The organism is Leucobacter sp. Ag1 (assembly GCF_000980875.1).
GTDB classification, from domain to species: Bacteria; Actinomycetota; Actinomycetes; order Actinomycetales; family Microbacteriaceae; genus Leucobacter; species Leucobacter iarius.
On sequence record NZ_LAYO01000071.1, the window covers coordinates 1 to 23,916 of the forward strand.

The window sequence follows — 23,916 nt, forward strand, 5'->3', positions numbered from 1 at the left end:
GCGACTCGTGCCTCGCGCAGCATGACGAGGGGTCGCAGGATCGCGGAGGGACCGGACGAAGCAGGGCCCCGACTGGTGTCGACCGTTCGGGGCCCTGCTGCGTTCGGTGCTCAGGCCGTGGCAGCGGTGAGCTCCGGGCGGACGTCGACCGGGGCCGCGGCAGGGCGCCCATTGCCTGTGTAGCTCAGGTAGCCGCGCTGGATCTCGATCTGCTCGGCGACGTACTTGGCGTCGTGCCACACGCCCCAGATGAAGCTGGATCCGCGGCGCGACTGCCAGGGCAGGCCGAGGAAGTAGATGCCGGGCTCGGCCGAGACCCCGCGCTCGTGCCGGGGGCGGCCCTGCGCGTCGACGGCGCCTTCGGGCAGCCAGCGGTAGTCGACCCGGAACCCGGTGGCCCACACGATCGAGCCGACACCGGCCTCGGCGAGGTCCAGCGAGCGGATCGGGTGCACGACCGAGTCGGGGAGGGCGCCGAGCTCCCGCGCCGCGGGCTCCTCGGGCAGGTCGATGCCGGTGCGGGAGACGTAGGTGTCGGCCTGGTCGAGGACCGACAGGTAGTTCGCATCGCCCGCGCGCACGTCCCGCTCGAGGTCGGGGCCGAACGAGATCACGCCGTCGGCGTAGGCGTCCGCCCGCCCGACGAGGGTGATCCCGTCCGCGGCGAGGTCGCGGAAGTCGATGGTGCGGCCGCCGTGCGCGCCGCTGACCGCGATGGTCGTGTGCTCGGCGCCGGCCGGGGGCGTGGACTTCTCCCAGAGGCCGAGCGTGCCGAGCCACCAGACGAAGCTGCGGTTGCGGTAGCGCTGCGGCGGGCGGTCGTGCGCGCCGACGGCGAGGAACACCTCGCGGCCGGACGCCCGTAGCTCGTCGGCGATCTGCACGCCGGAGGATCCTGCGCCGACCACGAGCACGGCACCGTCGGGCAGCTGCTCGGGGTTGCGGTACGCGCTCGAGTGGATCTGCTCGACCCCGGCCGACTCGGGCACCACGGCGGGCACTGCGGGCACCTGGAAGGCGCCGGTCGCCGCGATCACGTACGCGGCGCGGATCGGCCCGGCGCTGGTCTCGGCGATGAAACCGCCGTGCGCGGGATCGCGTCGCACCTCGAGCACCTCGACGCCGGTGCGGATCGGCAGGGCGAACTTCTCGGCGTACTGCTCGAAGTATCGGGCGACGCGCTCCTTGGGCGCGAAGGCGTCGGGATCGACGTCGTCGAACTCGAGCCCGGGGAACCGGTCGTGCCAGGCGGGGCCGTTGGCGACGAGCGAGTCCCAGCGCTCGCTGCGCCAGCGCTCGGCGATGCGGCTCCGTTCGAGCACGATGTGGGGGATCCCGGCGGCGCTCAGGTGCTCGCTCGCGGCGATCCCCGCCTGCCCGGCTCCGATGACGAGGACTTCGGTGACCTCGACCTCCTGGCTCGACATCTTCGTTCTCCACTCTGCTGGGTGCGATTCGGGATCCGGCCGGTCGCGACGGTGCGCCGGCCTCGGATTCCCCCAGCAAACCTCAGCGGGTGCGGAGAGCGCCAATAGTCATTCGCGGTCCCCTGGATCGCTCAAAGCGATGCAGAAGCGAATCGCGATCACCGCAGCGCATCGAGGGCGCGAGAGCGAACGAGTGAGGGTGCGAGAGCGAGGAGAACGGTTCAGTGCGCGGTCTCGGCGAGGATCTCCCGCGCGGTCGCCTCGACCGCGCGGGCCCGGGTCGAGCGCTGCATCTGCGCGAGCGAGGCGACCGCGACGCTCAGGCCGGGCAGCGGGTCGCTGATCTCGAGCACGACGAGGCGCTCGCCCGAGTACGTCTCGTTCGTGCGCGGTCGCTGGTTGAGGATCGAGTAGCCCAGCCCGGTGGCGACCATCGAGCGCACGGTCTCGTAGCTCGCGGTCCGGTACTTCAGCACCGGGGTGATGCCGGCCTGGCGCAGCAGCCCCAGGAAGTAGTCGCGGCTGCTCGGCAGGTCGAGCAGCACGAACGGATCCTCGGCGAGCTCGGCGAGCGCGACGCTCCCGCGGTCCGCGAGCCGATGCTCCGCTCCCACGAGCACGTGCGGCTGGAACTCGCCGATGACGGTACGGTCGAGTCCCTCGGAGTCCGAGAACTGGTAGGCGATCGCGAGCTCCGCCCGTCCGCCGCGGAGGGCTCCCAGCACCTCGTCGTCGTCGCCCTCGATGACCTGCACGTCGAGGTCGGGGTGGCGATCCTGCAGGCGTCCGAGCAGGTGGGGGAGCAGGAAGGGCGCGAACGTGTTGAAGCACGCGATGGTGATGCTGCCGCGCACCTCGTGCTGCTCGGCGCGGATCGAGTCGATCGTGTCGGTGAGCAGGCCGAAGAGCTGGTGCGAATCGCGCAGCAGGGTCTCGCCCGCCGGGGTCAGGATCAGGCCCTTGGAGTGCTGCCGGATGAACAGCGCCGTGCCGAGCGAGCGCTCGAGGTGGGAGATCGCAGTGGACACGGCCGACTGCGCGACGTGCAGCTGCTGGCTGGCCGCCGTCATGTTGAGCGTCTTCGCGCATTCGACGAAGTAGCTCAGCTGCGTGAGCGTGATGGAGAAGCGCTGCGTCATCGGAGCTCCTTCGGCTCGATCTGCTGGAGCGATCGAGTCTCTATCTTTTGGCTATTTTACAGATGGAGTGTGGCCTCCCAACAATAGTGCTGCGACGTGAATGGCGTGCGCAAGGCTCGACGAGGAGGCATCGTGACGGAGACGCACCTGCGACTGCGGAAGTTCAACACCAAAGAGACCTACCCGGAGCAGAACCTCGACAACGATCTGTGCCAGGCCGTCGTCGCGAACGGCGTCGTCTACCTGCGCGGTCAGATCGGCCAGGACCTCGAGACCCGCGAGTCGGTCGGGATCGGCGACGTCGTCGCCCAGACCGAGCGCGCCATGCAGAACATCGAGATGCTGCTCGGCGAGGCCGGCAGCAGCCTCGCCGACATCGTCAAGGTCACCGTCTACATCATCGATCCCCGCTACCGCGAGGACGTCTACCGCACCATGGGGAAGTACCTGAAGGGCGTCTACCCGGTCTCGACCGGCATCGTCGTGCAGGCGCTCGCGCGCCCCGAGTGGCTGGTCGAGATCGACGCCACCGCCGTGATCAGCGGGACGAGCGGCGCATGACCTTCTCGCTCATCCTCAGGGATCCGGAGACCGGCGAGTTCGGCTCCGCGATCTCGTCGTCCTCGCCCGCGGTCGCCGCGCGATGCGTCAACCTCGCCGACGGTCTGGGCGGCGCCCACTCGCAGAACGTCACCGATCCGCGGCTCGGGCCCGCGCTCATCGAGCGCCTCCGCGCCGGGGACTCCGCCCAGCAGACGATCGACGCCGTCGTCGCGGCGGCGGATCCGGCCACCATCGACTTCCGTCAGCTGCTCGTGCTCGACGCCTCCGGTGCTCCGGCCGTGTTCTCGGGGACCCGTGCGCTCGGCATCTTCGGTTCGGCCGGCCGCGAGAACGCGGTCGCCGGCGGCAACATGCTCGCGAGCCTCGACGTGCTCGACGCGCTCGTCGACACGGCGCTGACCGCTCCCGGCCGGATCGAGGAGCGCCTGCTCGCCGCGCTGCGCGCCGCGGTCGCCGCGGGCGGCGAAGCGGGCCCGGTGCACTCGGCCGGAATCTCGGTCGTGGGAAGCGCCGGCTGGCGCGTCACCGACCTCCGCGTCGACTGGGCCGAGGACGACCCGATCGAGCAGCTCGGCCGCGCGCTCGACGAGTGGCTGCCGCAGCGGGACGACTACGTGAGCCGAGGACTGAACCCGGCGGCGGCGCCCTCGTACGGCGTGCCCGGCGACGAGTAGCGACGGAGCGGATCCCCATGATCACTGACGCGGACGCGCTGAAGCGGCGGATCGCCGCGCGGCGCGACGAACTCGACGGCGAGCTGGTCGCGCTGTCGGACGGCCTGCACGACGACCCCGAGCTCGGCTGGGAGGAGCACCGCTCCTCCGCCGCGGTCGCGGGCCTGCTCGCAGCGCACGGCTTCGCGATCGAACAGCCCTACCTCGGGCTCGACACCGCGTTCCGGGCGACCATCGGATCCGGGCCGTTCACCGTCGGGTTCCTCGCCGAGTACGACGCGCTGCCCGGGCTCGGCCATGCCTGCGGCCACAACCTCATCTCGGCCATGTCGGCGGGCGGAGCGCTCGCGCTCGCCGCCGTCGCGGAGGACGCCGGGCTCACCGTCGAGGTGATCGGAACCCCGGCCGAGGAGGGCGGCGGCGGCAAGATCGTGCTGCTCGGCCGCGGGGCGTTCCGCGAGCTCGACCTCGCGCTCATGGCCCACCCCGCGCCCGTCGACGTCGCCGAGGCGCGGCCCTTCGCCGTCGCCCACTGGCACGTCCGCTACGACGGTCATGCCGCGCACGCCGCCGCCTACCCGGAACGGGGCGTCAATGCGAACGACGCGTTCATCGTCGCGCAGACCGCCATCGCCCTGCTGCGGCAGCAGCTGCCCGCGGGCGTGCGGGTGCACGGCGTGCAGACCCGCGGGGGAGAGGCGCCGAACGCGATCCCCGAGCGCACCGAGGGGCGCTGGTACGTGCGCGCCGAGACCATGGAGCAGCTGCTCGAGACCGAGACCCGGGTGCTGCGCTGCTTCGAGGCCGGGGCGCTCGCGACCGGTGCCGAGCTGACCATCACGCCCGAGAGCGAGCGCTACGCCGAGATGCGCACCGACGTCGAGGCGCAGGAGTACTACCGGGCCAACGCGATCCGCCTGGGGCGCGACTTCGACGTCGACCCCGACGCCGCGACCATGAACCGCGCCTCGACCGACATGGGCAACGTGTCGCAGATCGTGAACGCGATCCACCCCTACATCGGCGTCGGCGGCACCGCCAGCAACCACCAGCCCGCGTTCGCCGAGGCCTGCGTCGGCCCGCTCGCCGAGCAGGCCCTGCGGGACGGCGCCACCGCGCTCGCCTGGACCGCCCTCGACGTCGCGCTCGCGCGCGGCGGCACCCGGTAGGACGCCGGGCCCACCGAGGCCCGGCGTCCGAGCCGGGCACCGTGCGAACACCGGCCGTTCGCGACCATCCGCCCCAGCAGCAAAGGAACCGTCAATGTCGACCTCCGAACCCGTCCGAGAGCTCAGCGATCTCGTCGACCAGAAGAGCCTGCGCAAGAGCGTGGCCGCCGGTGCCATCGGGGTGCTGGTGCACTGGTTCGACTGGGCGGTCTACGCCTACCTCGCCGGAACCATCGCCTCCGTGTTCTTCCCCGAGGAGAGCGCGACCGCGGGTCTGCTCGCGACCTTCGCGGTGTTCGCGGTCTCCTTCCTCGTTCGCCCGCTGGGCGCGATCATCTTCGGGCGGCTCGGCGACCGGCTCGGCCGCAAGCAGACCCTCTCGATCGTGATCCTCGCGATGGCGCTCTCCACGCTCGTCCTCGGTCTGCTGCCCGGCTATTCCTCCATCGGCATCGCGGCGCCGATCCTGCTCATCGCGACGCGCATCGTGCAGGGCCTCGCGGCGGGCGGCGAGTTCGGCAGCGCGGCGGCCTTCCTCGGCGAGTTCTCGCCGGCGAAGCGCCGCGGCTTCGGCGTCAGCTGGCTCGAGTTCGGCAGCCTCCTCGGATTCCTGCTGGCCTCGTTCGCGGTGTTCCTGCTGAACCTCGCCTTCGACGCGCAGCAGATCGCCGACTGGGCGTGGCGCATCCCGTTCCTCGTCACCGTCCCGCTCGGCTTCATCGGCCTCTACATCCGACGCCGGATCGAGGACACCCCCGAGTTCCAGCAGCTGCAGGAGCTCGAGACCGTCTCGCACGCCCCCGTCAAGGAGGTGTTCCAGCGCAACCTCAAGGAGTTCATCCAGACCTGCGGCATGGAGATCTTCATGAACGTCACGTTCTACGTGGTGCTCGTGTACCTGCTGACCTATCAGGAGGTCACCGTCGGCATCGACGCCGGTCGCGCGGCGCTCCTGTCGACGCTCGCCTCCGCCCTCGGCCTCATCGTCGTCCCCCTCGCGGGGATCCTGTCGGACCGCGTCGGTCGCAAACCCGTGCTGCTCACCGCGGCGATCGCGCTCACGGTGCTCTCCGTCCCGCTGTTCATGCTGATGAACAATCCCGCGCCGTGGGCGACCTTCGCCTCGACCCTCGGCCTCGCACTGATCCTCGCGATCGTGCTCGGCACCCACGCGGTCACCGTCGTCGAACTGTTCCCGACCCGCACGCGGCAGACCGGCCTCTCGATCGCCTACGCCGTCACCGCGGCACTCTTCGCCGGCACCGCGCCGTACCTGTTGACCTGGCTCATCGACACGACCGGCAATCAGCTCGTCCCCGGCTTCTTCCTCGTCGGCGTCGGCATCGTCGGCCTGGTCACCGTGCTCAGCCTTCCCGAGACCCGTGGCATCCCGCTGCTCAAAGCGCAGGACCTCGAGACCGCGACCGTCACGATCCCCGACATCCGTACATCCCGCACCACCTCCGAAGGAGACCAGTCATGACCCGCACCCACGCCGAATGGACGGCCGCCGCCGCGGCCCTCGTCTTCGACGGTCGCCCCGTGATCGACGGCGCCCGACGCGCCGCCGCCTCGGGCCGGACCATCGAGAAGACCAACCCGGCGACGGGCGAGGTCCTCTCGCAGATCCACGACTGCGGGCCGGAAGAGGTCGACGCCGCGGTCGCAGCCGCCCGAGCCTCCTACGAGTCGGGCGCCTGGTCGCGCGCGGGCGCCGGATTCCGCCGGGAGCGCCTGCTCGAGCTCGCCCGCCTGATCGAGGCGCGAGCCGACGAGTTCGCCCTCTACGACTCCCTCGACATGGGCAAGCCCGTGCGCGAATCGTCGACCATCGACGCCCCCGGTTCGGCGGCGCTCTACCGCTTCTACGCCGAGGCGATCGAGAAGACCGAGGATCTGATCCCCGTCACGCCGCCCGGATCCACCGCGCTCGTCACCCGGGAGGCTCTCGGCGTCGTCGCCGTCATCGTCGCCTGGAACTACCCGCTCGAGATCGCCACCTGGAAGCTCGCCCCCGCGCTCGCCGCGGGCAACGCCGTCGTGGTGAAGCCGCCGGTGGAGGCGTCGCACTCGGCGCTGCTGCTCGCCGAGCTCGCGATCGAGGCGGGGATCCCCGCCGGGATCCTCAACGTCGTGCCCGGCCGCGGTTCGGTGGTCGGCAAGGCGCTCGCGCTGCACGAGGACGTCGACATGCTCGCGTTCACCGGCTCGACCGAGGTCGCGAAGCAGCTGCAGCAGTACGCCGGGCAGTCGAACATGAAGCGTCTCGCGCTCGAGGCGGGCGGCAAGAGCTCGAACCTGATCTTCGCCGACTGCGACGACCTGAGGCTCGCGGCCGAGAAGGCCGCGTTCGGCAGTTTCTACAACCAGGGCGAGGTCTGTTCGGCGAACTCCCGGATCTTCGTCGAACGATCCGTGTACGAGGAGTTCCTGCGGCTGTACGCGGAGGCCGCCGCGGCGTACGCGCCGGGGGATCCGCTCGACCCGGCCTCGGGCATCGGCTCGCTCGTCTCCGAGGCGCACGCCGACTCCGTGTGGGCGACCATCGAGAACGCGCGCCGCGACGGCCGGATCGTCGCGGGCGGCACCCGGCCCGAGATCAACGGATCCCGGGCGTTCATCGAACCGACCATCGTGACCGACGTGCCCGCGGACCACGAGGTGCACACGCGCGAGATCTTCGGCCCGGTCGCCGTCGTGACCCCGTTCGACTCCGAGGAGGAGGCGATCGCGCACGCGAACGGGACCCCCTACGGTCTCGCGGCCTCGCTCTGGACGGGATCGCTCGCGCGGGCGCACCGCGTCTCGTCGCGCCTGGTCGCCGGAACGGTCTCGGTGAACACCGTCGATGCGCTCGGCTTCACCACCCCGTTCGGCGGGTTCAAGCAGTCCGGCTTCGGGCGCGACCTCTCGGTGCACGCCCTCGAGAACTACACGGATTACAAGACCACCTGGATGCAGTGGGGCTGACCCTTCCAGCTGGTCGAGCGAGCCTGCGAGTCGCAGGATCCACCCGGATCCTGCGACTCCTTCGTCGCGCAGGAGGACGGAAGATCCGAAGCGCTCCCGCCCGCGATCCTGCATCTGATCCAGCGATGCAGGCGAGCCGATTTCGCTATTTTGCCGATGCTCCCGACGGTGCGACGATGGCACCAGAGGCGGTTTCACGCCCAGTCAGAGCCGACTGAGAGGACTCTCAAGAATCATGACCCTGCAGCAGGAGACGGTGTCGTTCGAGGACGCCGCGACGGATACGCCCAGCGGCCTCGCTGAGATCGCGAAGCGCCACCTGGTGATGAACTTCACCCCGGCCTCCAAGTACCGGGAGGACGAGCTCCCCGTCTTCGTGCGGGGCGAGCACTGCTCGGTGTTCGACGAGAGCGGCCGGCGCTTCTTCGACGGCCTCGCCGGCCTGTTCTGCGTGCAGCTTGGCTACACTCACGGCGCCGAGGTCGGCGACGCGGTCCGCGAGCAGCTCGCGGCGCTGCCGTACCAGACCACCTGGAGCGTCACCCACCCGCCGGCCGCGCTGCTCGCCCAGAAGATCGCGCAGCTCGCCCCCGGCGACCTGAACCGCGTGTTCTTCGCGTCGGGCGGCGGCGAGTCGAACGAGGCTGCGATCAAGCTCGCCCGCCAGTACCAGCAGACCATCGGCCAGGGCACCCGCACCAAGTTCATCGCCCGCCGCGTTGCCTACCACGGCACTAGCTTCGGCGCGATGTCGCTGAACGGCATGACGAACGTGCGGGCCATGTTCGAGCCGCTGATGTCGGGTGTCCGCCACACCCACAACACCAAGACGTACCGCCGGCCCGAGGGCGAGACCCCCGAGCAGACCACCGCGTTCCTGCTCGGCGAGATCGAGTCGCTCATCGTGCAGGAGGGGCCCGAGACGATCGCCGCGATCATCATGGAGCCGCTGCAGAACGCGGGTGGCAGCCTGAAGCCGCCGACGCCCGAGTACTTCGCCGGAGTGCGCGCCCTGTGCGACAAGTACGGGATCCTCATGATCGCCGACGAGGTCATCACCGGCTTCGGCCGCCTCGGCTCGTGGTTCGGCTCGCAGCACTACGACTTCCAGCCCGACATGATCGTCTTCGCGAAGGGCATCGCGTCGGCGTACGTGCCCCTCGGCGGCGTCATCGCGAGCGACCGGATCATCGAGACCGTGCTCGACGGCCCCGTGGGCATGTTCAACCACGCGCTGACCTACGGCGGCCACCCGGTCGCCTGCGCCGCGGCGCTGAAGAACCTCGAGATCATGGAGCGGGAGGGCGTCGTCGAGAACGTCGCCGCGCTGAGCCCCTACCTCGAGGAGCGGCTCTCCGCGGTCGCCGAGAAGCACACCGCGATCGTCGGCGACTTCCGCGGCGACGGCTTCCACCGCAGCTTCGAGCTCGTGACGAACAAGCGGACGAAGACCTGGGAGGACGGCGTCATCAGCGCGGGCGACTTCGTGGGCGCCCACCTGAACCCGGCGCTCGCCGAGGTCGGGCTCATCTGCCGTGTCGCGATCGACGCCGAGGGCAACCCGCTCGTGCAGGTCTCGCCCCCGCTGGTCATGACCCGCGCCGACATCGACGAGCTCGCCGATCTGCTGGACCGCGCCTTCGGCCTGGCGACGGAGCGCGCCGGGCTGTAGCGAGCGGCCGGAGCGCACGGCAGATCCGGCGCCGAGGTGCCCCGTTCGGGGGTTCTGACTCTGCAGAACCCCCGCACTGGGCACTTCGGCGTGCCCGCGTGCCAGAGGGCACGCGCACCCAGATCGAGCGTGCCCGGGTCGTTCTGCTGAGCAGATCGGCTGCATAGGAAACCGCTGTTCGCATTCCCGGGCGGATTCTCGTTTGCTGGTGCAGAACCCTTCAATGAGGAAAGGAATCACCGTGAGCACAGCAGCTCCCGAGACGGCGCCGACGCAGATGGCGCTCGAGGAATCGAAGCACCTGCAGAAGACGCTCGGCCGTTTCGACATCGTCTTCCTGGTCGTCGCCGCCGTCGTATCGATCGAGGTGCTCGGCCAGGTCGCCGGCTACGGCGGTGAGACCTTCACCTGGACCCTGGTGCTCACGGTGCTGTTCCTGGTGCCCTACGCGCTCATCTTCGCCGAGACCGGCGGCGCGTTCACCGAGGAGGGCGGCGTCTACACCTGGGTGCGCCAGGCCTTCGGACGCTTCGCGGGGGCCATCGCGGCGATGCTCACCTGGGTGACGCAGCCCGTGTGGGTGGGCGGCACGAGCGCGTTCATCGCGGTCGAGACCTGGTCGGCGTACGTGGCGCCGATCGATCATGGATCGTTCTGGGACTACGGCTTCAAGCTCATCTTCATCTGGGTGACCGTCGCGAGCGCGATCGTCAGCCTGAAGCACGGCAAGTGGCTGCCCACGCTCGGCGCCCTGCTGAAGGTGGCGTTCCTCGCATTCTTCCTCGTCGTCACCGTCATCTACGGCGTGCAGCACGGCTTCCAGGGGCTCACCGCCTCCTACTTCGCCCCCACCCTCACCGGGTTCCTCGGGCTCACCCCGCTGCTGCTGTTCTCGTTCCTCGGCTTCGAGTCGGGCAACAGCGCGGCGGGCGAGATGAAGAATCCGGGCCGCGACGTGCCGGTGTCGATCGCACGCTCGGCAGGGATCGCGGCCGCGAGCTACCTGCTGCCGATCCTCGCGATCCTGCTCGTCGTCCCGGTCGAGAAGATCCAGGGCATCAGCGGACTGTTCGAGGCGGTCGCGACCGTGTTCTCGATCTTCGGCGACGGCGCGGGCACCATGCTCACCATCTCGGCGATCGTCTTCATCTTCGTGCTCATGTCGCAGGGCGGCGCGTGGATGATCATCAGCGACCGCATGCAGGCGATGGCCGCGGCCGACGGATCCTTCTTCGGCGGCTTCTTCGGCAAGATCCACCCGGGCCTCGGCACGCCGGTCCGGGTGAACACCATGTCGGGCATCGTCGGCACCGTGTTCATGCTCGCCGCGATGGTCTTCGTCAACGGTCAAGCCGGGGCCCTGTTCCAGGTCGTGCTGACGATCTGCATCTCGACGTTCCTCATGAGCTACCTGTTCGCGATCCCGGCGGCCATCAGTCTCCGTAAGAAGTTCCCCGACGTGCACCGGCCCTACCGGGTGCCCGTCAACGACGTCGTCTGGAAGCTGTTCGGCGTGATCTGCACGGCCTGGATCGCGCTGGGCACCTGGGTCGCGATCTTCCCGGGAACGCTCGAGGCCCTGTTCGGTGTCGAGTACCCCTTCGCCGACATCTGGGGCGTCGATCAGGGCACCTTCTCGGTGTTCACGCTCTCGACCCTCGGCGTCATCGTGCTCATCGGCGTCGCCGGCTACCTGCTCGGCCGGCGGCTGCGCCAGCCGACCGAGGCGATCGGTGTGGTCGGCGAGCGGGTCACGGCCGGCTGATCCCGGACGACGGCGAACCGTCGTCACCCGCGCCGGGCGGGGAGCGCTCCGCGCTCCCCGCCCGTTCGCGTTCGGCTCCCAGGCTCGGCGGTTCGCTTCGGGGTAGGATGGCGGGCATGGAGAACTGGTGGGTCAATGCGCTCTGGTCGATCACCCCGACCGTGCTGATCGGCATCTTCTTCTTCTCGGTGCTGCGCCTCATCCTGCGCGCCGACCGCACCGAGCGACGCGTCTACCGCGAGATCGAGAACGAGGAGCGCGCGAAGCTCGGGCTGCCTCCGGCCGACGCCGCCGACAGCACCCGATAAGGTAGCCCCGAGCCCTGAGCCGGCTCGGAGGGGACGGACTGGGTGTTCAACCTGATCATGGGCTTGGACTGGCCGTGGATCTGGACCGTCGGCATCTTCATCGTCGACAACCTGATCCGCGTGATCGCGGTGTTCGTCGTGCCTCGAAACCGCCGCCCGACGTCCGGCATGGCCTGGCTCATGGCGATCTTCTTCCTGCCGATCCCCGGCCTGCTGCTGTTCCTCGTGATCGGCAGCAACCACCTGCCGAAGGCCCGGGTCGAGAAGCAGGACGCCATCAATCAGATGGTGGCCGAGCTGGCGCAGCGCGAGGGGCAGGCGCTCGTGGCCGACCCGGACTCGCTGCCGCCGGGTATCGAGAGCGCGGTGCGCCTCGGCAGTTCGCTCGGCGCGCAGCCGATGCTGCGCGGCAATTCGGCGTCGATCTGCATCGACTACGGGATCTCGCTCGAGCGCATGGCCGCCGCGATCCGCGAGGCCAAGGAGTACGTGCACGTCGAGTTCTACATCCTCGTGCACGACGAGACCACCGACGTGGTGTTCCAGGCGATGCGCGAGGCCGCCGCGCGCGGCGTCAAGGTGCGCGTGCTGCTCGATCACATCTCGGCGAAGCGCAACCCGGGCGAGAAGCGCACGGCGCGGAGCCTCACCGACATGGGCGCCGAGTGGGCGTACCTCCTGCCGGTGCGTCCGCTGAAGGGGCAATATCAGCGCCCCGATCTGCGCAACCACCGCAAGCTGCTCGTCGTCGACGGCACGGTCGGATTCATGGGCTCGCAGAACCTCGTCGATTCGAGCTACAACAAGCCGTCGAACCGGCGGCGCGGCCTGCACTGGAAGGACCTCATGGTGCGGGTCGAGGGCCCCATCGTGCTCGGCCTCGAGGCCGTGTTCCAGGGCGACTGGTACCTCGAGACCGGGGAGCTGCTCGCGCACCTCGCGGAGTCCGACTTCGAGTCGGATCGCCCCGGCGCGCTCGACTGCCAGATCGTGCCGAGCGGGCCCGGGTACGCGGGCGAGAACAACCTGCAGGTCTTCGTCGCGCTGCTCTACGCGGCGCAGCGGCGCATCAGCATCACGAGCCCCTACTTCGTGCCCGACGGCTCGATCATGAACGCGCTCCGCGCCGCGACGGCGCGCGGGGTCGAGGTGGAGCTCTTCGTCTCGGAGACCGGGGATCAGGCCGTCGTCTACCACGCGCAGCGCTCCTACTACGACGAGCTGCTGCGCGCCGGCGTGCGCATCTGGATGTACCGGCCGCCGTACATCCTGCACTCGAAGCACTTCACCATCGACGATTCGGTCGCGGTGGTCGGGTCCTCGAACATGGATCAGCGCTCCTTCGGTCTCAACATGGAGATCTCGATGGTCGTCCACGGCGAGGGCTTCGTGCGCGAGCTCGACGAGGTCATCGACTACTACCGAGCCAATTCGCGCGAGCTCACCGCCGAGGAGTGGAAGCGTCAGCCGCTGCCCGCGCAGTTGCTCGACGGACTCGCCCGCCTCACCTCCGCGCTCCAGTAGCATCCGCGGATCCCGGCCCCTCCGGCGGCGGGATCCGCGAGCGGGTTGCCGCTTCGACGGAGGATCTGCGGTGCACCTCGCGCGCCCCTCCGCCGTTTTGGAGAACGGGGATTCTGCGTGTCAGGATGCTCGCACCTCTCCACGGAAGGACAACGCAATGGCGCGTGACACCGATCTCCAAACCCCCGTGACCGAAGCGGCGACGACCGCCGATCCGGCGGCGAAACCGCGGGCCTCGCGGCCCCGGACCGCAGCGAAGAGCGCAGGCGCGAGCGCCGCGCCGAAGAGCAGCGCGGCGAAGAGGACGGCGTCGAAACCCGCGGCCGCCAAGAAGGCCGCGACGCGGGCCTCCGCGGCCAAGCCGGCGAAGGCGGCGAAGCCCGCGGCCGCGGCGGTCGAGGCGCCTGCCGAGGCGCCCCAGGCCGCCAAGAGCGCCCTCGCCGCGATCGCCCGCCGCAAGCGCCCCCGCAAGGAGCCCAAGACCGGCCCCGTCACCATCGGCCGCAGCGGATCGACCAAGCTCAAGAACATCTCCGAGATCCGCCACTACTTCCGGACGAACGAGTCGCCCGTCTTCTTCGTCGGCGCGACGGCCTTCAACCTGCTCGGCCTCGATCGCTGGGTGCGCGGCTTCTCGTACATCACCTACTACGACAGCTGGGACGGCGCGCACCCGCGCGTGTTCAGCCCGAGCGACAAGCCCTACGTCGAGTTCGAGAGCGGCGAGGACATCAACAACTGGCTGCTCAGCAACCACGAGGTGCGGGCGCACATCGAGCGCCAGACGCCCCCGGGACTGCGCCCGAAGATCGTCATGGTGTTCTTCGACGAGCGCACCGAGCGGATCTGCGAGGAGCTCGACTACGAGCTGATCCTGCCGTCGCACGCGCTGCGCGAGCGGCTCGACTCCAAGATCGTGACGACGCAGATCGCGGACTCGGTCGGCGTGCCGAGCGTGCCGAACATCCTCACGACCGTCGCCGATTGGGACGAACTGGTGCGCGCCGTCGACGCCGCCGGGCTCGGCCGGGACCTCGTGATCCAGACCGCCTACGGCGACTCCGGTAAGACCACCTACTTCGTGACGAAGGAGGAGGAGTTCGACGCGATCGCCGACGAGGTGACGGGCGTCGAGATCAAGGTCATGAAGCGGATCAACAACCGGCCGATCGCGGTCGAGGCCGTGATCACGCGCCAGGGCACCGTCGTCGGCCCCTGCATGACCGAGATCACGGGGCACGCCGAGCTGACGCCATACCGCGGCGGCTGGGCGGGCAACGAGATGTTCCCGACGGTGCTCGACGACGGCAGCCGCCACGCGGCGATCCAGCTCGTGCGCAAGCTCGGCGACCGGCTCGGGGCCGAGGGGTACCGCGGCTTCTTCGAGGTCGACGTGCTGCTCGACACCGACACGGGCGACGTCTACCTGGGCGAGCTGAACCCGCGCGTCAGCGGCGCTTCGGCGATCACCAACGTGACCGCCGGCGCCTACGCGGATGTGCCGCTGTTCGCCTTCCACCTGCTCGAGTACGCGGGCATCGACTTCGAGATCGACGTCGATGAGATCAACGCCCGCTGGGAGGACCTCGCGTCCGAGGACGAGTGGAGCCACATGGTGATCAAGCACACCTCGAGCACGGTGGAGCGGATCAACGCCGCCCCGCGCACGGGGCGCTACGTGCTCGATCACTCGGGCCGTCTCACCTACACGCACGGGGACCTCGACTGGCACCTGCTGAGCAACGAGGCCGAGGCATTCTACCTGCGCATCTACGACGCGGGCGACTACCGCTGGAAGGGCGCGGACCTCGGGATCCTCGTCACCAAGGCGCACCTCGAGGCGGACCACGGCGGGCTCACGATCCACGCCAAGTACCTGATCGATGCGATCCGCGGCATGTACTACGCGACACCGGTCGAGGGCGGCGAACCCGAGCTCAAGCCGGCACCGGCCAAGGGCAAATGACGGGAGCGTGGGATACTCGCCTGATGATCGCAGACGCTGACGCCGCAATGAGCACGCCCGCGGACGCCGGGATCGAGGTGCCGCCGCTCGACCAGTGGCAGTTCGCCCCGTACCTGCAGTGGTCGATGCAGAACATCCAGTCGTTCCTGCCGGTGCGGCAGATCCGACGCGGGGTGCGCAGCACCGAGTTCGGGGCCCGGGCCGCGGAGCTCGGCACCCTCTCGGTCGCGCACCCCTGGGAGGATCGGCACGCCTCGTTCGCCGAGGTGATGGCGATGACCGACACCGACGGGTGGATGATGACGGTCGGCGGGGCCGTGGTCGGCGAGGAGTACTTCGGCACCCTCGCCCCGGGCGGCATGCACCTGCTGATGTCGGTGTCGAAGTCGCTGACCGCGACGACCGCGGGGCTGCTCGCCGCCTCGGGCGAGCTCGACCTCGACCGTCCGGTCACCGAGTACGTGCCCCGGCTCGAAGGGTCCGGGTACGACGGCGCGCTCGTGCGGCACCTCGTCGACATGCGCACGGGCGTGCGCTTCTCGGAGGAGTACCTGAACGACGGCGCCGAGGTGCGGCTCCTCGAGGAGGCCATCGGCTGGGCGCCCAAGCGGCACGCCGAGGTACCCGACACGCTGCTCGACTTCCTCGCGACCCTCGGGCAGCAGGGACCGCACGGCGGTGCCTTCGACTACAAGTCCTGCGAGACCGACGCGCTCGGCTTCGTGATCGAGGGCGCGACCGGGCAGCCCGCCGCCGATGTCGTGTCGGAGCGTCTCTGGCAGCCGATGGGCGCCGAGTTCGACGCGCACGTGGGCGTCGACAGCGTGGGATCCGGCATGTTCGACGGCGGGGTCTCGGCCGCGCTGCGCGACCTGGCGCGCTTCGGCAACCTGTTCGTGAACCGCGGTGCGGCGCTCGACGGAGCCGCGGTGCTCCCCGAGTGGTGGGTGGACGACACCTTCGCCGGTGGGCCGGACTCGCGGGAGGCCTTCGCGAACGCGGTCGAGCCGACGCTCATGCCCGGCGGCATGTACCGCAACGGCTTCTGGTTCCCGGGCGAGAGCGGCGACGTGATGCTCGCGCTCGGCATCCACGGCCAGATGATCTACATGAACCGGCTGACCGGCGTCGTCGGGGTCAAGGTGTCGAGCTGGCCGACGCCGCAGAACGCCGAGCGCCTGTTCTGGACCCTGCGCGCGTTCGACGCCGCGTCCTGGGCGCTCAGCAGCGGCGCGGCATAGGATCCGAGGTGGGGCGTCGCCGCCCCGCCTCCCGGACGAGAAGAGGAATCCCATGTTCGTAGTCACGACGAATGATGTGCCCGGCTACCGCATCACGCAGGTGCTGGGCGAGGTGATGGGGCTGACGGTGCGCTCCGCGAACTTCGGTCAGAACTTCACCGCGGGCTTCCGCTCGCTCGGCGGCGGCGAGATGCCCGAGTACACCAAGGTCATCTACGAGTCGCGCTGGGAGGTCATGAACCGCATGTGGTCGGAGGCGCAGCAGCGCGGCGCCAACGCGGTCATCGCCATGCGCTTTGACTCCGGATCGATCGGCAGCTTCACCGAGTTCTGCGCCTACGGCACGGCCGTGGTGATCGAGCCCATCGCGCCGCAGGCCCCGGCGAACCCCGCGCAGTAGCGGCCGCGCCGGGTCCCGGGCCTCGGATATCGCGCATCGCGCGAGTCCCGGGGTCAGAGCGCGTGCTGCCCTGCGGGTGCGCCGAGCCTGCGGATCGCCGTGGCTCCGCCGCCCACCGGGAGGATCAGCCACACCTCGCCGTTCAGGATCCGCGGCACCGGCGCTCCGCTCAGCTCCGCGAGCGCCGCGCGCATGAGGGCGCCGTGGGCGATCGCGATCGATCCCGGCGCCTCCTCGCGCAGGCGGGTGAGTGCGGCGGCTCCGCGGCGGGCGAGCGCGTCGGACGTCTCGGCGTCGGGGATCACGAGCCCGGGCCAGCGCTGCTCGGCCTCGGCCACGGGGAGCCCCTCCGCCGCGCCGAAATCGCGCTCGATCAGGTCCGGAACAGGAGCGGGCTCGGGGAGTCCGATCGCGGCCGCGATGATGCGCCCGGTCTCGGCGGCCCGGCCGAGCGGCGAGGCGACGACGCGGGTCCAGGCTCCGGCCGCTCGGAGGAGTTCGGCGCTCTCGCGGGCCTGCGCCCGCCCGCGCGCGTTCAGCGGCACCTCGCTGCGCCCCTGGATCCGCCGCCCGATGTTCCAGTCGGTCTCGCCGTGCCGCACCACTGCGATTCCGCGGGCCGGAGCGTCCGGCCGCTTCATGCGACAGTGCCGAGCGGCTGCCGGGGCGCGGTGCTCGCGCGGTGCTCGCGGAGCGGTTCCTGCGGCGGCGCGGTGGCCGCCCCCGGCTCCTGCTCCTGCGCGAACAGCACGGCCCGGTCGATCTCGACGCGGACCCGTGTGCCGGCGGAGCAGCGCGCACCGGGCATCCTCGAGCGGAGCGTCCGTCCGGACCACCGCACGATGAGCTCGTCGCCGCTCCGACCGAACAGGGAGGACTCGACGGTCGCGGGGCCCGCGGCGTCCGGGATCACCCGAATGTGCTCTGGCTGGATCGCGAGTTCCGTTTCCTCGCCGGACCTCGGACGCGTCCGATGATCTGCGGACGCGATCCGGTCGAGGGGGATCTCGAGCGGCAGCCCGTGCGCGCGGAAGCGTCCCGGTGCGAGCACGCCCCGCACGATCGCCGCATCGGAGAGGAACCGGGCGACGAACGGCGTCGCCGGTCGATCCAGGAGGTCGACGGGCGCCCCGACCTGCTGCACGCGCCCGCCGTCGAGCACGACGACCCGATCCGCGAGCGCCAGCGCCTCGCTGCGATCGTGCGTCACGTGCAGCACGGTGAGCCCGAGCGAATCGGTGAGCGCGCGGAGTTCGAGGCGCAGCCGGTCGCGCAGCGGCTCGTCGAGCGCCGAGAGCGCTTCGTCGAGCAGGAGCACGCGTGGGCGGGCGATGATCGCGCGGGCGATCGCGACGCGCTGCCGCTGCCCGCCCGAGAGCGTGGCCGGGTCGCGCCGCTCGGTGCCGGGCAGCCCGACCAGTTCGAGCGCCTCGGCGACCCGCTGCTTCCGCTCGGCGTGCCGCACGCCCGCGCGCTGCAGCGGGTACGCGATGTTGCGCCCCACGTTCCAGTGCGGCCAGACCGCGTGCTGCTGGAACACCATGCCGAGGCCGCGGCGTTCCGGTTCGACGCTCCGGGCCGACGACGCGACCTCGGCATCGCCGATGCTGACGGTACCGGCGGTCGGCGAGACGAACCCGGCGACGGTGCGCAGCAGCGTGGTCTTGCCGGATCCGGACGGGCCGACGAGGGCGAGGAACTCGCCGTCGCCGATGCGGAGATCCACGTCCGCGAGCCCGAGGTGGCCGCCCGGGTAGGCGAGGCTGACGGAGTCGAGGGTGACGGAAGACACGTGCGGTCCTAACGGTGGGAGCGGGCGGTGATGCCGAGGCCGAGCAGGCCGACCACGGCGACGATGAGCGAGAGGGCGGACGAGGCGTTGTAGGCGCCCGCCTGCTGCAGGTTGAAGATGACGACGCCGAGGGTCTGCGAGCCGGGGGAGAGCAGCAGCACCGACAGGGTGAGTTCGCGTACCGCGGTGAGCGCGACGAGGATCGCTCCCGAGACCGCGGCGGGCACGGCCATGCGGCACGAGATGTCCCAGAGCGCGCGCAGCCGGGATGCGCCCGAGATGCGTGCGGCCTCCTCCGCGGTGGTGGGGGTCGCCGACAGCGGGGCGTGCACCGACTGCACCACGAGCGCGAGGAACGACGTCAGATATGCGCAGAGGATCAGCCAGGGGGTGTTGTGCAGGCCGATCCGCGGTGCGATGACGAGCCAGGCGACCGCGATCACGAGGCCGGGGATCGCCTGCGGGAGCAGGGCGATGCCGAGCAGCGGTGCGTTGCCGCGGGAACGGGTACGGGTGACGAGCGCGCCGATCCCGAGCCCCAGGATTCCGCAGATCAGCGCCGCCAGCGTTGCGAGCATCACGGAGTTGCCGATGCCGGCCAGCGTGCCCGAGGCCGAGAGCGCCCGCTCGAAGTTCGCGAGGGTGGCGGTCTCGACCGAGAGCGGGACTCCGGGCGCGGGCAGCAGCGACTGGATCGCGAGCGTGACGAGCGGCAGCACGGTCACGGCGAGTACGAGCAGCGCGGTGAGGACCGTGATCGGGGCGCGCGCCGCCCCGAGGGGGAGGCGCGCGGGGGCACCGGCTTGCGCATCGAGTTCGACCCGGGTGCGGCCGCTCAGCGCGCCGACGACGACGCCGAGCAGAGCGATCACCAGCAGCACCGCGCCGATGGCTGCGACCACCGCGAGCGGATCCTCGACGGTGCCCGACTGCAGATAGCGGTAGACGAGCGTGGAGAGGGTCACGTAGCGCTCCGGCAGGCCGACGATCGAGGGGATGCCGAAGTCGGCCAGGTTCGAGACCGCGATGAGGGTGAACGACGACAGCATCGCCGGGCGCAGCAGCGGAGCGGTGATCTCCCAGAGGGCGCGGGGCGCCGAGGATCCCGCGATCCGTGCGGCCTGTTCGAGGTCGGCGGGGATGCGGCGCAGGGCGGCGGTGACGATCAGCATCGCGACCGGAGCGCTGTGCAGGGTGAGGAGGAACACCACGCCGTCGCCGCCGTAGAGGTTCCAGAGCGGGCCGCCGAAGTGCCTCGTCCAGAAGACGTTCAGTGCGGAGGACGGGCCGAGCAGGCTCAGCCAGGCGATCGCGCCGACGAACGGCGGCATGAGCATGGGGCTGAGCGCGAGCAGCCGGAGAGCGCCGCGGAGCCGGATATCGGTGCGCTCGAGCAGCAGCGCGAGCGCGGTGCCGATGAGCACGGCGAGCGCGCCGGAGACGACGGCCGAGACGAGGGAGTTGGCGGCCGCGCCGAGCACATCAGGATCCGCGAGCGCCGACCAGCCGCCGCCGGTCGCCGCGAGCGCGACGATCGCGGCGATCGGGACCAGGATCAGCGCGGTGACGGCGCACCAGAGCGCGGCGCGCGCCGCGGTGAGGCCGTCGAACCGGACCGCCGAGAAGGCGCGACCGCGGAGGCCGCGGCCCCCGACCGCTCCCGCGGGAGCGACGGGGGCCGCGGCGGCGACCGCGATCGGGCTACTGGAAGAGGCCATTGAAAGTCTTGACCGCGTCGGCCTGCGAGGCGCGGATGGTCTCGAGGCTCGGGGTGAGCAGGGTGATGTCGGCGAGTGCGGGGGCGCCCTTCGGGCTCTCGACATCGTCGCGCACGGGAAGGTACGACTGCGAGGCGGCGATCTCCTGGCCCTCCTTGCTGATGAGGAAGTCGACGAACAGCTTCGACGCCTCGGGCTCCTTCGTATCGGCGAAGATCCCGACCGGCTGCGAGACGAAGGGCACGCCCTCGCTCGGGTAGACGGCCTTGATCGGAGATCCCGCGGCGGCGAGATCGCGCACGAGCGAGTCGACCACGATGCCGACCGGGCTGCTGCCGTCGGCGACAGCCTGCGAGACCGGGCCGTTGCTGTCGGCGATCAGCGGCTTGTTCTTCGCCAGGCCTTCGAGCCAGCTCGTGCCGAGCGACTTCTCGTTCAGCCACACGGCGGCGTTGTACGCCGCCGCGCCCGAGACATCGGGGTTCGGCATCGCGATCTTGCCGGCGTACTTCGGATCGGTGAGATCCTTCCACGACTTCGGCGCGTCGGTGATCACGTTCGTGTTGACGGCGATCACGGTCGGGATGATGCGGGTGCCGACGTAGAAGTGCTCGGGGTCGATGAGATCCTTCGAGAGCTTCGCGGCCTCGGGCGACTCGTAGGCGAGCAGCAGGTCGCGCTCCGCGTAGCCCTCGAAGGTGCCCGCATCGGCTGCGAGCAGCAGGTCGGCGCCGATGTCACCGGCCTTCTCCTCCGCGGCGATGCGCGCGGTCAGGTCGCCGGTGCCGGCACGGAACACCTTGACGGTGATCTCGGGCTGCTTCTTGGAGAACGCGGCCACGACCGCGTCGATCTTCTCCTGCGGTTCAGAGGTGTAGAGCGTGATGGTCGAGGCCTTGGTCGCCCGGGGCGAGCCGGAATCGGAGCCGCCGGTCGAGTTCGCTGCCGAGGCGGCGCAGCCGGTGAGGGTGAGGGCGGAGAGGGCGAACGCGGCGATGACGCCGAGCGAGCGGTTACGGGACATGGGTCGCTTCCTGTCGTGCGTGGGTGAGTGTGCGGGTGAAGATGGGCCGGGGGGCGTGCAGTGCGACCGTCGAGGCGACGACACCGTCGTCCGAGAGCTGCACGAGCGAGAACATGGGGGAGTCGTGCCCGGCGACCGCATCGGGGCCGGCGTACATGACCTGGTGGTAGGCGAGTGACGGACCGACGAAGACCGGGATCCCGCGCAACTGGGCCGAGAGCCCGTGGTGGAAGTGGCCGGCGAGGATCGCGCGGACATCGGATCCTTCGAGGACCGCGAGCAGGGCGTCGGCGTTCGAGAGCCCCTGGCTCCGCAGCGTCGGCAGCGGCGATCCGATCGGCGCGTGGTGCAGTGCGACGACGGTGCCGCGCTCCGCGGGGATCGCGAGCTCGTCGGTGAGCCACTCGAGCTGCGCTGCGTCGAGCTCGCCCCGGTGGGAATCGAGACGGATCACCCGGACACCGTCGACGCGCTCCGCCGAAACGTGCCCCGACTCGTGCCCGGGTAGTGCGCGCGCCGCGACGGGGTCGTCATGATTGCCGAGCACCGTGAGCACCGGGGCGCCCAGGCGCGTCCCGAGCCTGCGGCAGGCGTCCGCGACCGCCGCGTACGCCCCTGGGTTGCCGCGTTCCACGAGGTCGCCGGTGATCACGACGACCTCGGGGGTGATCCCGGTCGCCCGCGCGTAGTCGCCGACGCGCTCCAGACGGGCGATCCCGTCGACGGCGCCGTAGAGGAGCCCGCTCTCGGTCGCGTGCACATCGCTCAGGTGCAGGATCGTGAACCGGCCGGTCGCGCGGCTCATCGCGCCAGCTCCGGGAGCACAGCGGCGGTGCGGCGGATCGCGCGGCCCGCCGCGCGATCCGCGAGGGCCGCGAGCTGCGCCGGAGTCGCTCCGCGGTCGATCAGGTAGGCGTCGACGCCGCCCAGACGATCCACGAGATCGAGGGCGTGCTCCAACGCCTCCGCGGGGCTGTCGAGATGCAGCCGCTCGGACTCGGCCCGGGCCGCGGGCACCAGGTCGAGGGCGTCGAGCTGCGCGGCCGCGATCCCGGCGCGGGCCGGGCGCACCGAAGCCCCGGACAGTGCGTAGTCGGCGATGACCTCGCTCCGCCCGGCGCCCGTTGCGAGCCGGGCGAGCGCGACCACGAGGCCCGTACGGTCCTTGCCCGCCGTGCAGTGCACCACGGCGGTGCCCGGATGCTCGGCGATCCCCGCGACGGCGGCCGCGACCCGATCTCCGCGATCCGTCAGCAGCCCCGTATAGATCCGTTCGAGCGATCCCGTCGCGGGAGGGGCCTCACCGTAGAGCGGGAGGGAGCGCACGGGGATCCCGTGGGTGCGGTGCGCCTGCTCGCCGGACTCGCGGAGATCGATCACCAGATCGACGCCGAGCTCGCGCAGCGTGCGCTCGCCGCCGGGTGTCAGACCGTCGAGCGAGGCGGAGCGCACGAGCCAGGGGCGGTCGGGCCGGCCGAACCCTCGTGCGTTGTAGCTGCCCTCGATCGGAATGACGTGCACTGCGAGTTTCTCCTGCCGGTTGCGCCCGTTACATCGGGCGTGAAATGCGGTTACGCAGAGCAGCTTCCCGAGGTCGGGTGTCGGTGGGGTGAACGGCCGGCGGACGCGGCGTGAGCGGCGGGAGAAGGGTCCGGGGCGCGTTCAGAGGTCGGAGTCCGCGAGCGCCTCCGCGACGACCTCGCGCATGTCGAGCGCGTCGACGGGGGCGGTGCGTTCCGAGACCTCGGCGACGAGCGCCTGCAGCAGCACCGAGTGGCCGAGGCGGTTGAAGAAGGGATCCACCGTGTGCTGGGTGCCGACCGACCCCGTGGAGAGCGTCACATCCGCAAGGTCGGTCAGCGGCGTCCTGGTGTAGCTGGAGAGCGCGATGATGCGTGCCCCGCGTCGGCGTGCGGCCCGCACCGTCGCGAGCGTGTGCGCGTTGGCGCCCGAGTGGCTCAGCGCGAGGCAGGCGTCGTCGGGGGTGAGAGTGTGGGCGGCGAACTGCTGGGCGAGGATGTCGAGCGGGGCCTCGACCGGCCGACCGACGGTGGCGAAGCGCATGGCGGCATCCTGCAACGGCGGAGCCGAGAAGCCGTTGGCGGCGCAGACCACGCGTCCGGCGGTCGCGAGCAGCTCGGCGGCGTTCACGAGCGCCGTGCGATCGATCGCCTGCCGGGCGACGTGCAGCACGGCTCGCGCGCTCTCGAAGAGGTGGTCCACCGAGTCCCCGGGGGTGTCGTCGCCGCCCGGCTCGGGGGCCTCACGCGCGAGTTCGAGCCGCAGGTGCTGGAATCCGCGGAACCCGAGCCGCTGGCAGGTGCGGATCACGGTCGCGGTGGAGGTGCCCGCCGCGGCCGCGAGCTCCTGCGTCGACCACTGCGGGACCTCGTGCGGGCGGTCCAGGATCACACGGGCGACCGCGCCCTCGCTTGCACCGAGCGTCGCCGCGTGCGCGCGGATCAGTGCGACGACCGCGGTGCGGCTCGCGGGGGGTGCGGCGGAGGGATGCGGTGCTGCGGGCATGGGGTCACGCTAGGTCGCGAGCGTGAACGCGCGGTGT

The 23,916-nt window shown here is 70.8% G+C and carries 21 protein-coding genes; 12 read left to right on the top strand and 9 right to left on the bottom strand.

What is annotated here, in order from left to right:
- Nucleotides 1-110: 110 nt before the first annotated feature.
- Nucleotides 111-1,427 carry an NAD(P)/FAD-dependent oxidoreductase gene (locus XM48_RS03175; RefSeq protein WP_046454342.1) on the bottom strand — a complete coding sequence of 439 codons (1,317 nt, stop codon included), beginning with the start codon at nt 1,425-1,427 and terminating at the stop codon, nt 111-113.
- Between the two features lie 221 nt (nt 1,428-1,648).
- Nucleotides 1,649-2,566, bottom strand: a complete 918-nt coding sequence (locus XM48_RS03180; RefSeq protein ID WP_046454343.1) for a LysR family transcriptional regulator — start codon at nt 2,564-2,566, stop codon at nt 1,649-1,651.
- Nucleotides 2,567-2,695: 129 nt separating this feature from the next.
- Between XM48_RS03180 and XM48_RS03185 the strand changes: the two genes are divergently transcribed.
- The 12 genes from XM48_RS03185 to XM48_RS03240 all read left to right on the top strand — a co-directional run bounded on the left by XM48_RS03185 (nt 2,696) and on the right by XM48_RS03240 (nt 16,819).
- On the top strand, nt 2,696-3,127 hold the full coding sequence (locus XM48_RS03185; RefSeq protein ID WP_156174916.1) for a RidA family protein: 432 nt from the start codon (nt 2,696-2,698) through the stop codon (nt 3,125-3,127).
- On the top strand, nt 3,124-3,804 hold the full coding sequence (locus tag XM48_RS03190) for a DUF1028 domain-containing protein (protein ID WP_046454345.1): 681 nt from the start codon (nt 3,124-3,126) through the stop codon (nt 3,802-3,804). The genes XM48_RS03185 and XM48_RS03190 overlap by 4 nt, the downstream gene beginning before the upstream one ends.
- A gap of 17 nt (nt 3,805-3,821) precedes the next feature.
- Nucleotides 3,822-4,973, top strand: a complete 1,152-nt coding sequence (locus XM48_RS03195; RefSeq protein ID WP_052961263.1) for a M20 family metallopeptidase — start codon at nt 3,822-3,824, stop codon at nt 4,971-4,973.
- Nucleotides 4,974-5,067: 94 nt separating this feature from the next.
- A complete protein-coding gene (locus XM48_RS03200) occupies nt 5,068-6,456 on the top strand; it encodes an MFS transporter (protein ID WP_046454346.1) in 1,389 nt (462 codons plus the stop codon).
- Nucleotides 6,453-7,943 carry an aldehyde dehydrogenase family protein gene (locus XM48_RS03205; RefSeq protein WP_046454347.1) on the top strand — a complete coding sequence of 497 codons (1,491 nt, stop codon included), beginning with the start codon at nt 6,453-6,455 and terminating at the stop codon, nt 7,941-7,943. The genes XM48_RS03200 and XM48_RS03205 overlap by 4 nt, the downstream gene beginning before the upstream one ends.
- A 235-nt stretch (nt 7,944-8,178) precedes the next feature.
- Nucleotides 8,179-9,615, top strand: coding sequence for an aspartate aminotransferase family protein (locus tag XM48_RS03210; protein WP_046454348.1), 1,437 nt, complete (start codon nt 8,179-8,181; stop codon nt 9,613-9,615).
- 241 nt (nt 9,616-9,856) lie between these two features.
- On the top strand, nt 9,857-11,380 hold the full coding sequence (locus XM48_RS03215; RefSeq protein WP_231580786.1) for an APC family permease: 1,524 nt from the start codon (nt 9,857-9,859) through the stop codon (nt 11,378-11,380).
- A gap of 116 nt (nt 11,381-11,496) precedes the next feature.
- Complete coding sequence (locus XM48_RS03220) at nt 11,497-11,688, top strand: hypothetical protein (RefSeq protein WP_046454350.1); 192 nt, start codon at nt 11,497-11,499, stop codon at nt 11,686-11,688.
- 57 nt (nt 11,689-11,745) lie between these two features.
- Nucleotides 11,746-13,212: a cardiolipin synthase gene (cls, locus tag XM48_RS03225; protein ID WP_046454368.1), complete on the top strand. Its 1,467-nt coding sequence runs from the start codon at nt 11,746-11,748 to the stop codon at nt 13,210-13,212.
- Between the two features lie 157 nt (nt 13,213-13,369).
- A complete protein-coding gene (locus tag XM48_RS03230) occupies nt 13,370-15,178 on the top strand; it encodes a biotin carboxylase (RefSeq protein ID WP_084820932.1) in 1,809 nt (602 codons plus the stop codon).
- 23 nt (nt 15,179-15,201) lie between these two features.
- The gene (locus XM48_RS03235) at nt 15,202-16,419 is read left to right on the top strand and encodes a serine hydrolase (protein ID WP_197074131.1); all 1,218 of its coding nucleotides are present in this window, start codon (nt 15,202-15,204) and stop codon (nt 16,417-16,419) included.
- 52 nt (nt 16,420-16,471) lie between these two features.
- A complete protein-coding gene (locus tag XM48_RS03240; RefSeq protein WP_046454351.1) occupies nt 16,472-16,819 on the top strand; it encodes a YbjQ family protein in 348 nt (115 codons plus the stop codon).
- A 53-nt stretch (nt 16,820-16,872) separates the two neighbouring features.
- On the opposite strand, the gene XM48_RS03245 is transcribed toward XM48_RS03240, so the two are convergent.
- From XM48_RS03245 to XM48_RS03275, 7 genes are all read right to left on the bottom strand, one after another.
- Complete coding sequence (locus XM48_RS03245; RefSeq protein WP_046454352.1) at nt 16,873-17,460, bottom strand: histidine phosphatase family protein; 588 nt, start codon at nt 17,458-17,460, stop codon at nt 16,873-16,875.
- Entirely contained in the window at nt 17,457-18,611 is a 1,155-nt protein-coding gene (locus XM48_RS03250) for an ABC transporter ATP-binding protein (protein ID WP_046454353.1), read from the bottom strand. The genes XM48_RS03245 and XM48_RS03250 overlap by 4 nt, the downstream gene beginning before the upstream one ends.
- An 8-nt stretch (nt 18,612-18,619) precedes the next feature.
- The gene (locus XM48_RS03255; protein WP_084820933.1) at nt 18,620-20,329 is read right to left on the bottom strand and encodes an iron ABC transporter permease; all 1,710 of its coding nucleotides are present in this window, start codon (nt 20,327-20,329) and stop codon (nt 18,620-18,622) included.
- Nucleotides 20,313-21,353: an ABC transporter substrate-binding protein gene (locus XM48_RS03260; RefSeq protein ID WP_046454354.1), complete on the bottom strand. Its 1,041-nt coding sequence runs from the start codon at nt 21,351-21,353 to the stop codon at nt 20,313-20,315. Before XM48_RS03260 ends, XM48_RS03255 begins: the two co-directional genes overlap by 17 nt.
- Nucleotides 21,343-22,158, bottom strand: a complete 816-nt coding sequence (locus XM48_RS03265; protein ID WP_046454355.1) for a metallophosphoesterase — start codon at nt 22,156-22,158, stop codon at nt 21,343-21,345. The genes XM48_RS03260 and XM48_RS03265 overlap by 11 nt, the downstream gene beginning before the upstream one ends.
- The gene (locus XM48_RS03270; RefSeq protein ID WP_046454356.1) at nt 22,155-22,874 is read right to left on the bottom strand and encodes a tyrosine-protein phosphatase; all 720 of its coding nucleotides are present in this window, start codon (nt 22,872-22,874) and stop codon (nt 22,155-22,157) included. Before XM48_RS03270 ends, XM48_RS03265 begins: the two co-directional genes overlap by 4 nt.
- Nucleotides 22,875-23,015: 141 nt before the next feature.
- Nucleotides 23,016-23,879, bottom strand: a complete 864-nt coding sequence (locus XM48_RS03275) for a MurR/RpiR family transcriptional regulator (RefSeq protein WP_046454357.1) — start codon at nt 23,877-23,879, stop codon at nt 23,016-23,018.
- Between the last annotated feature and the right edge of the window lie 37 nt (nt 23,880-23,916).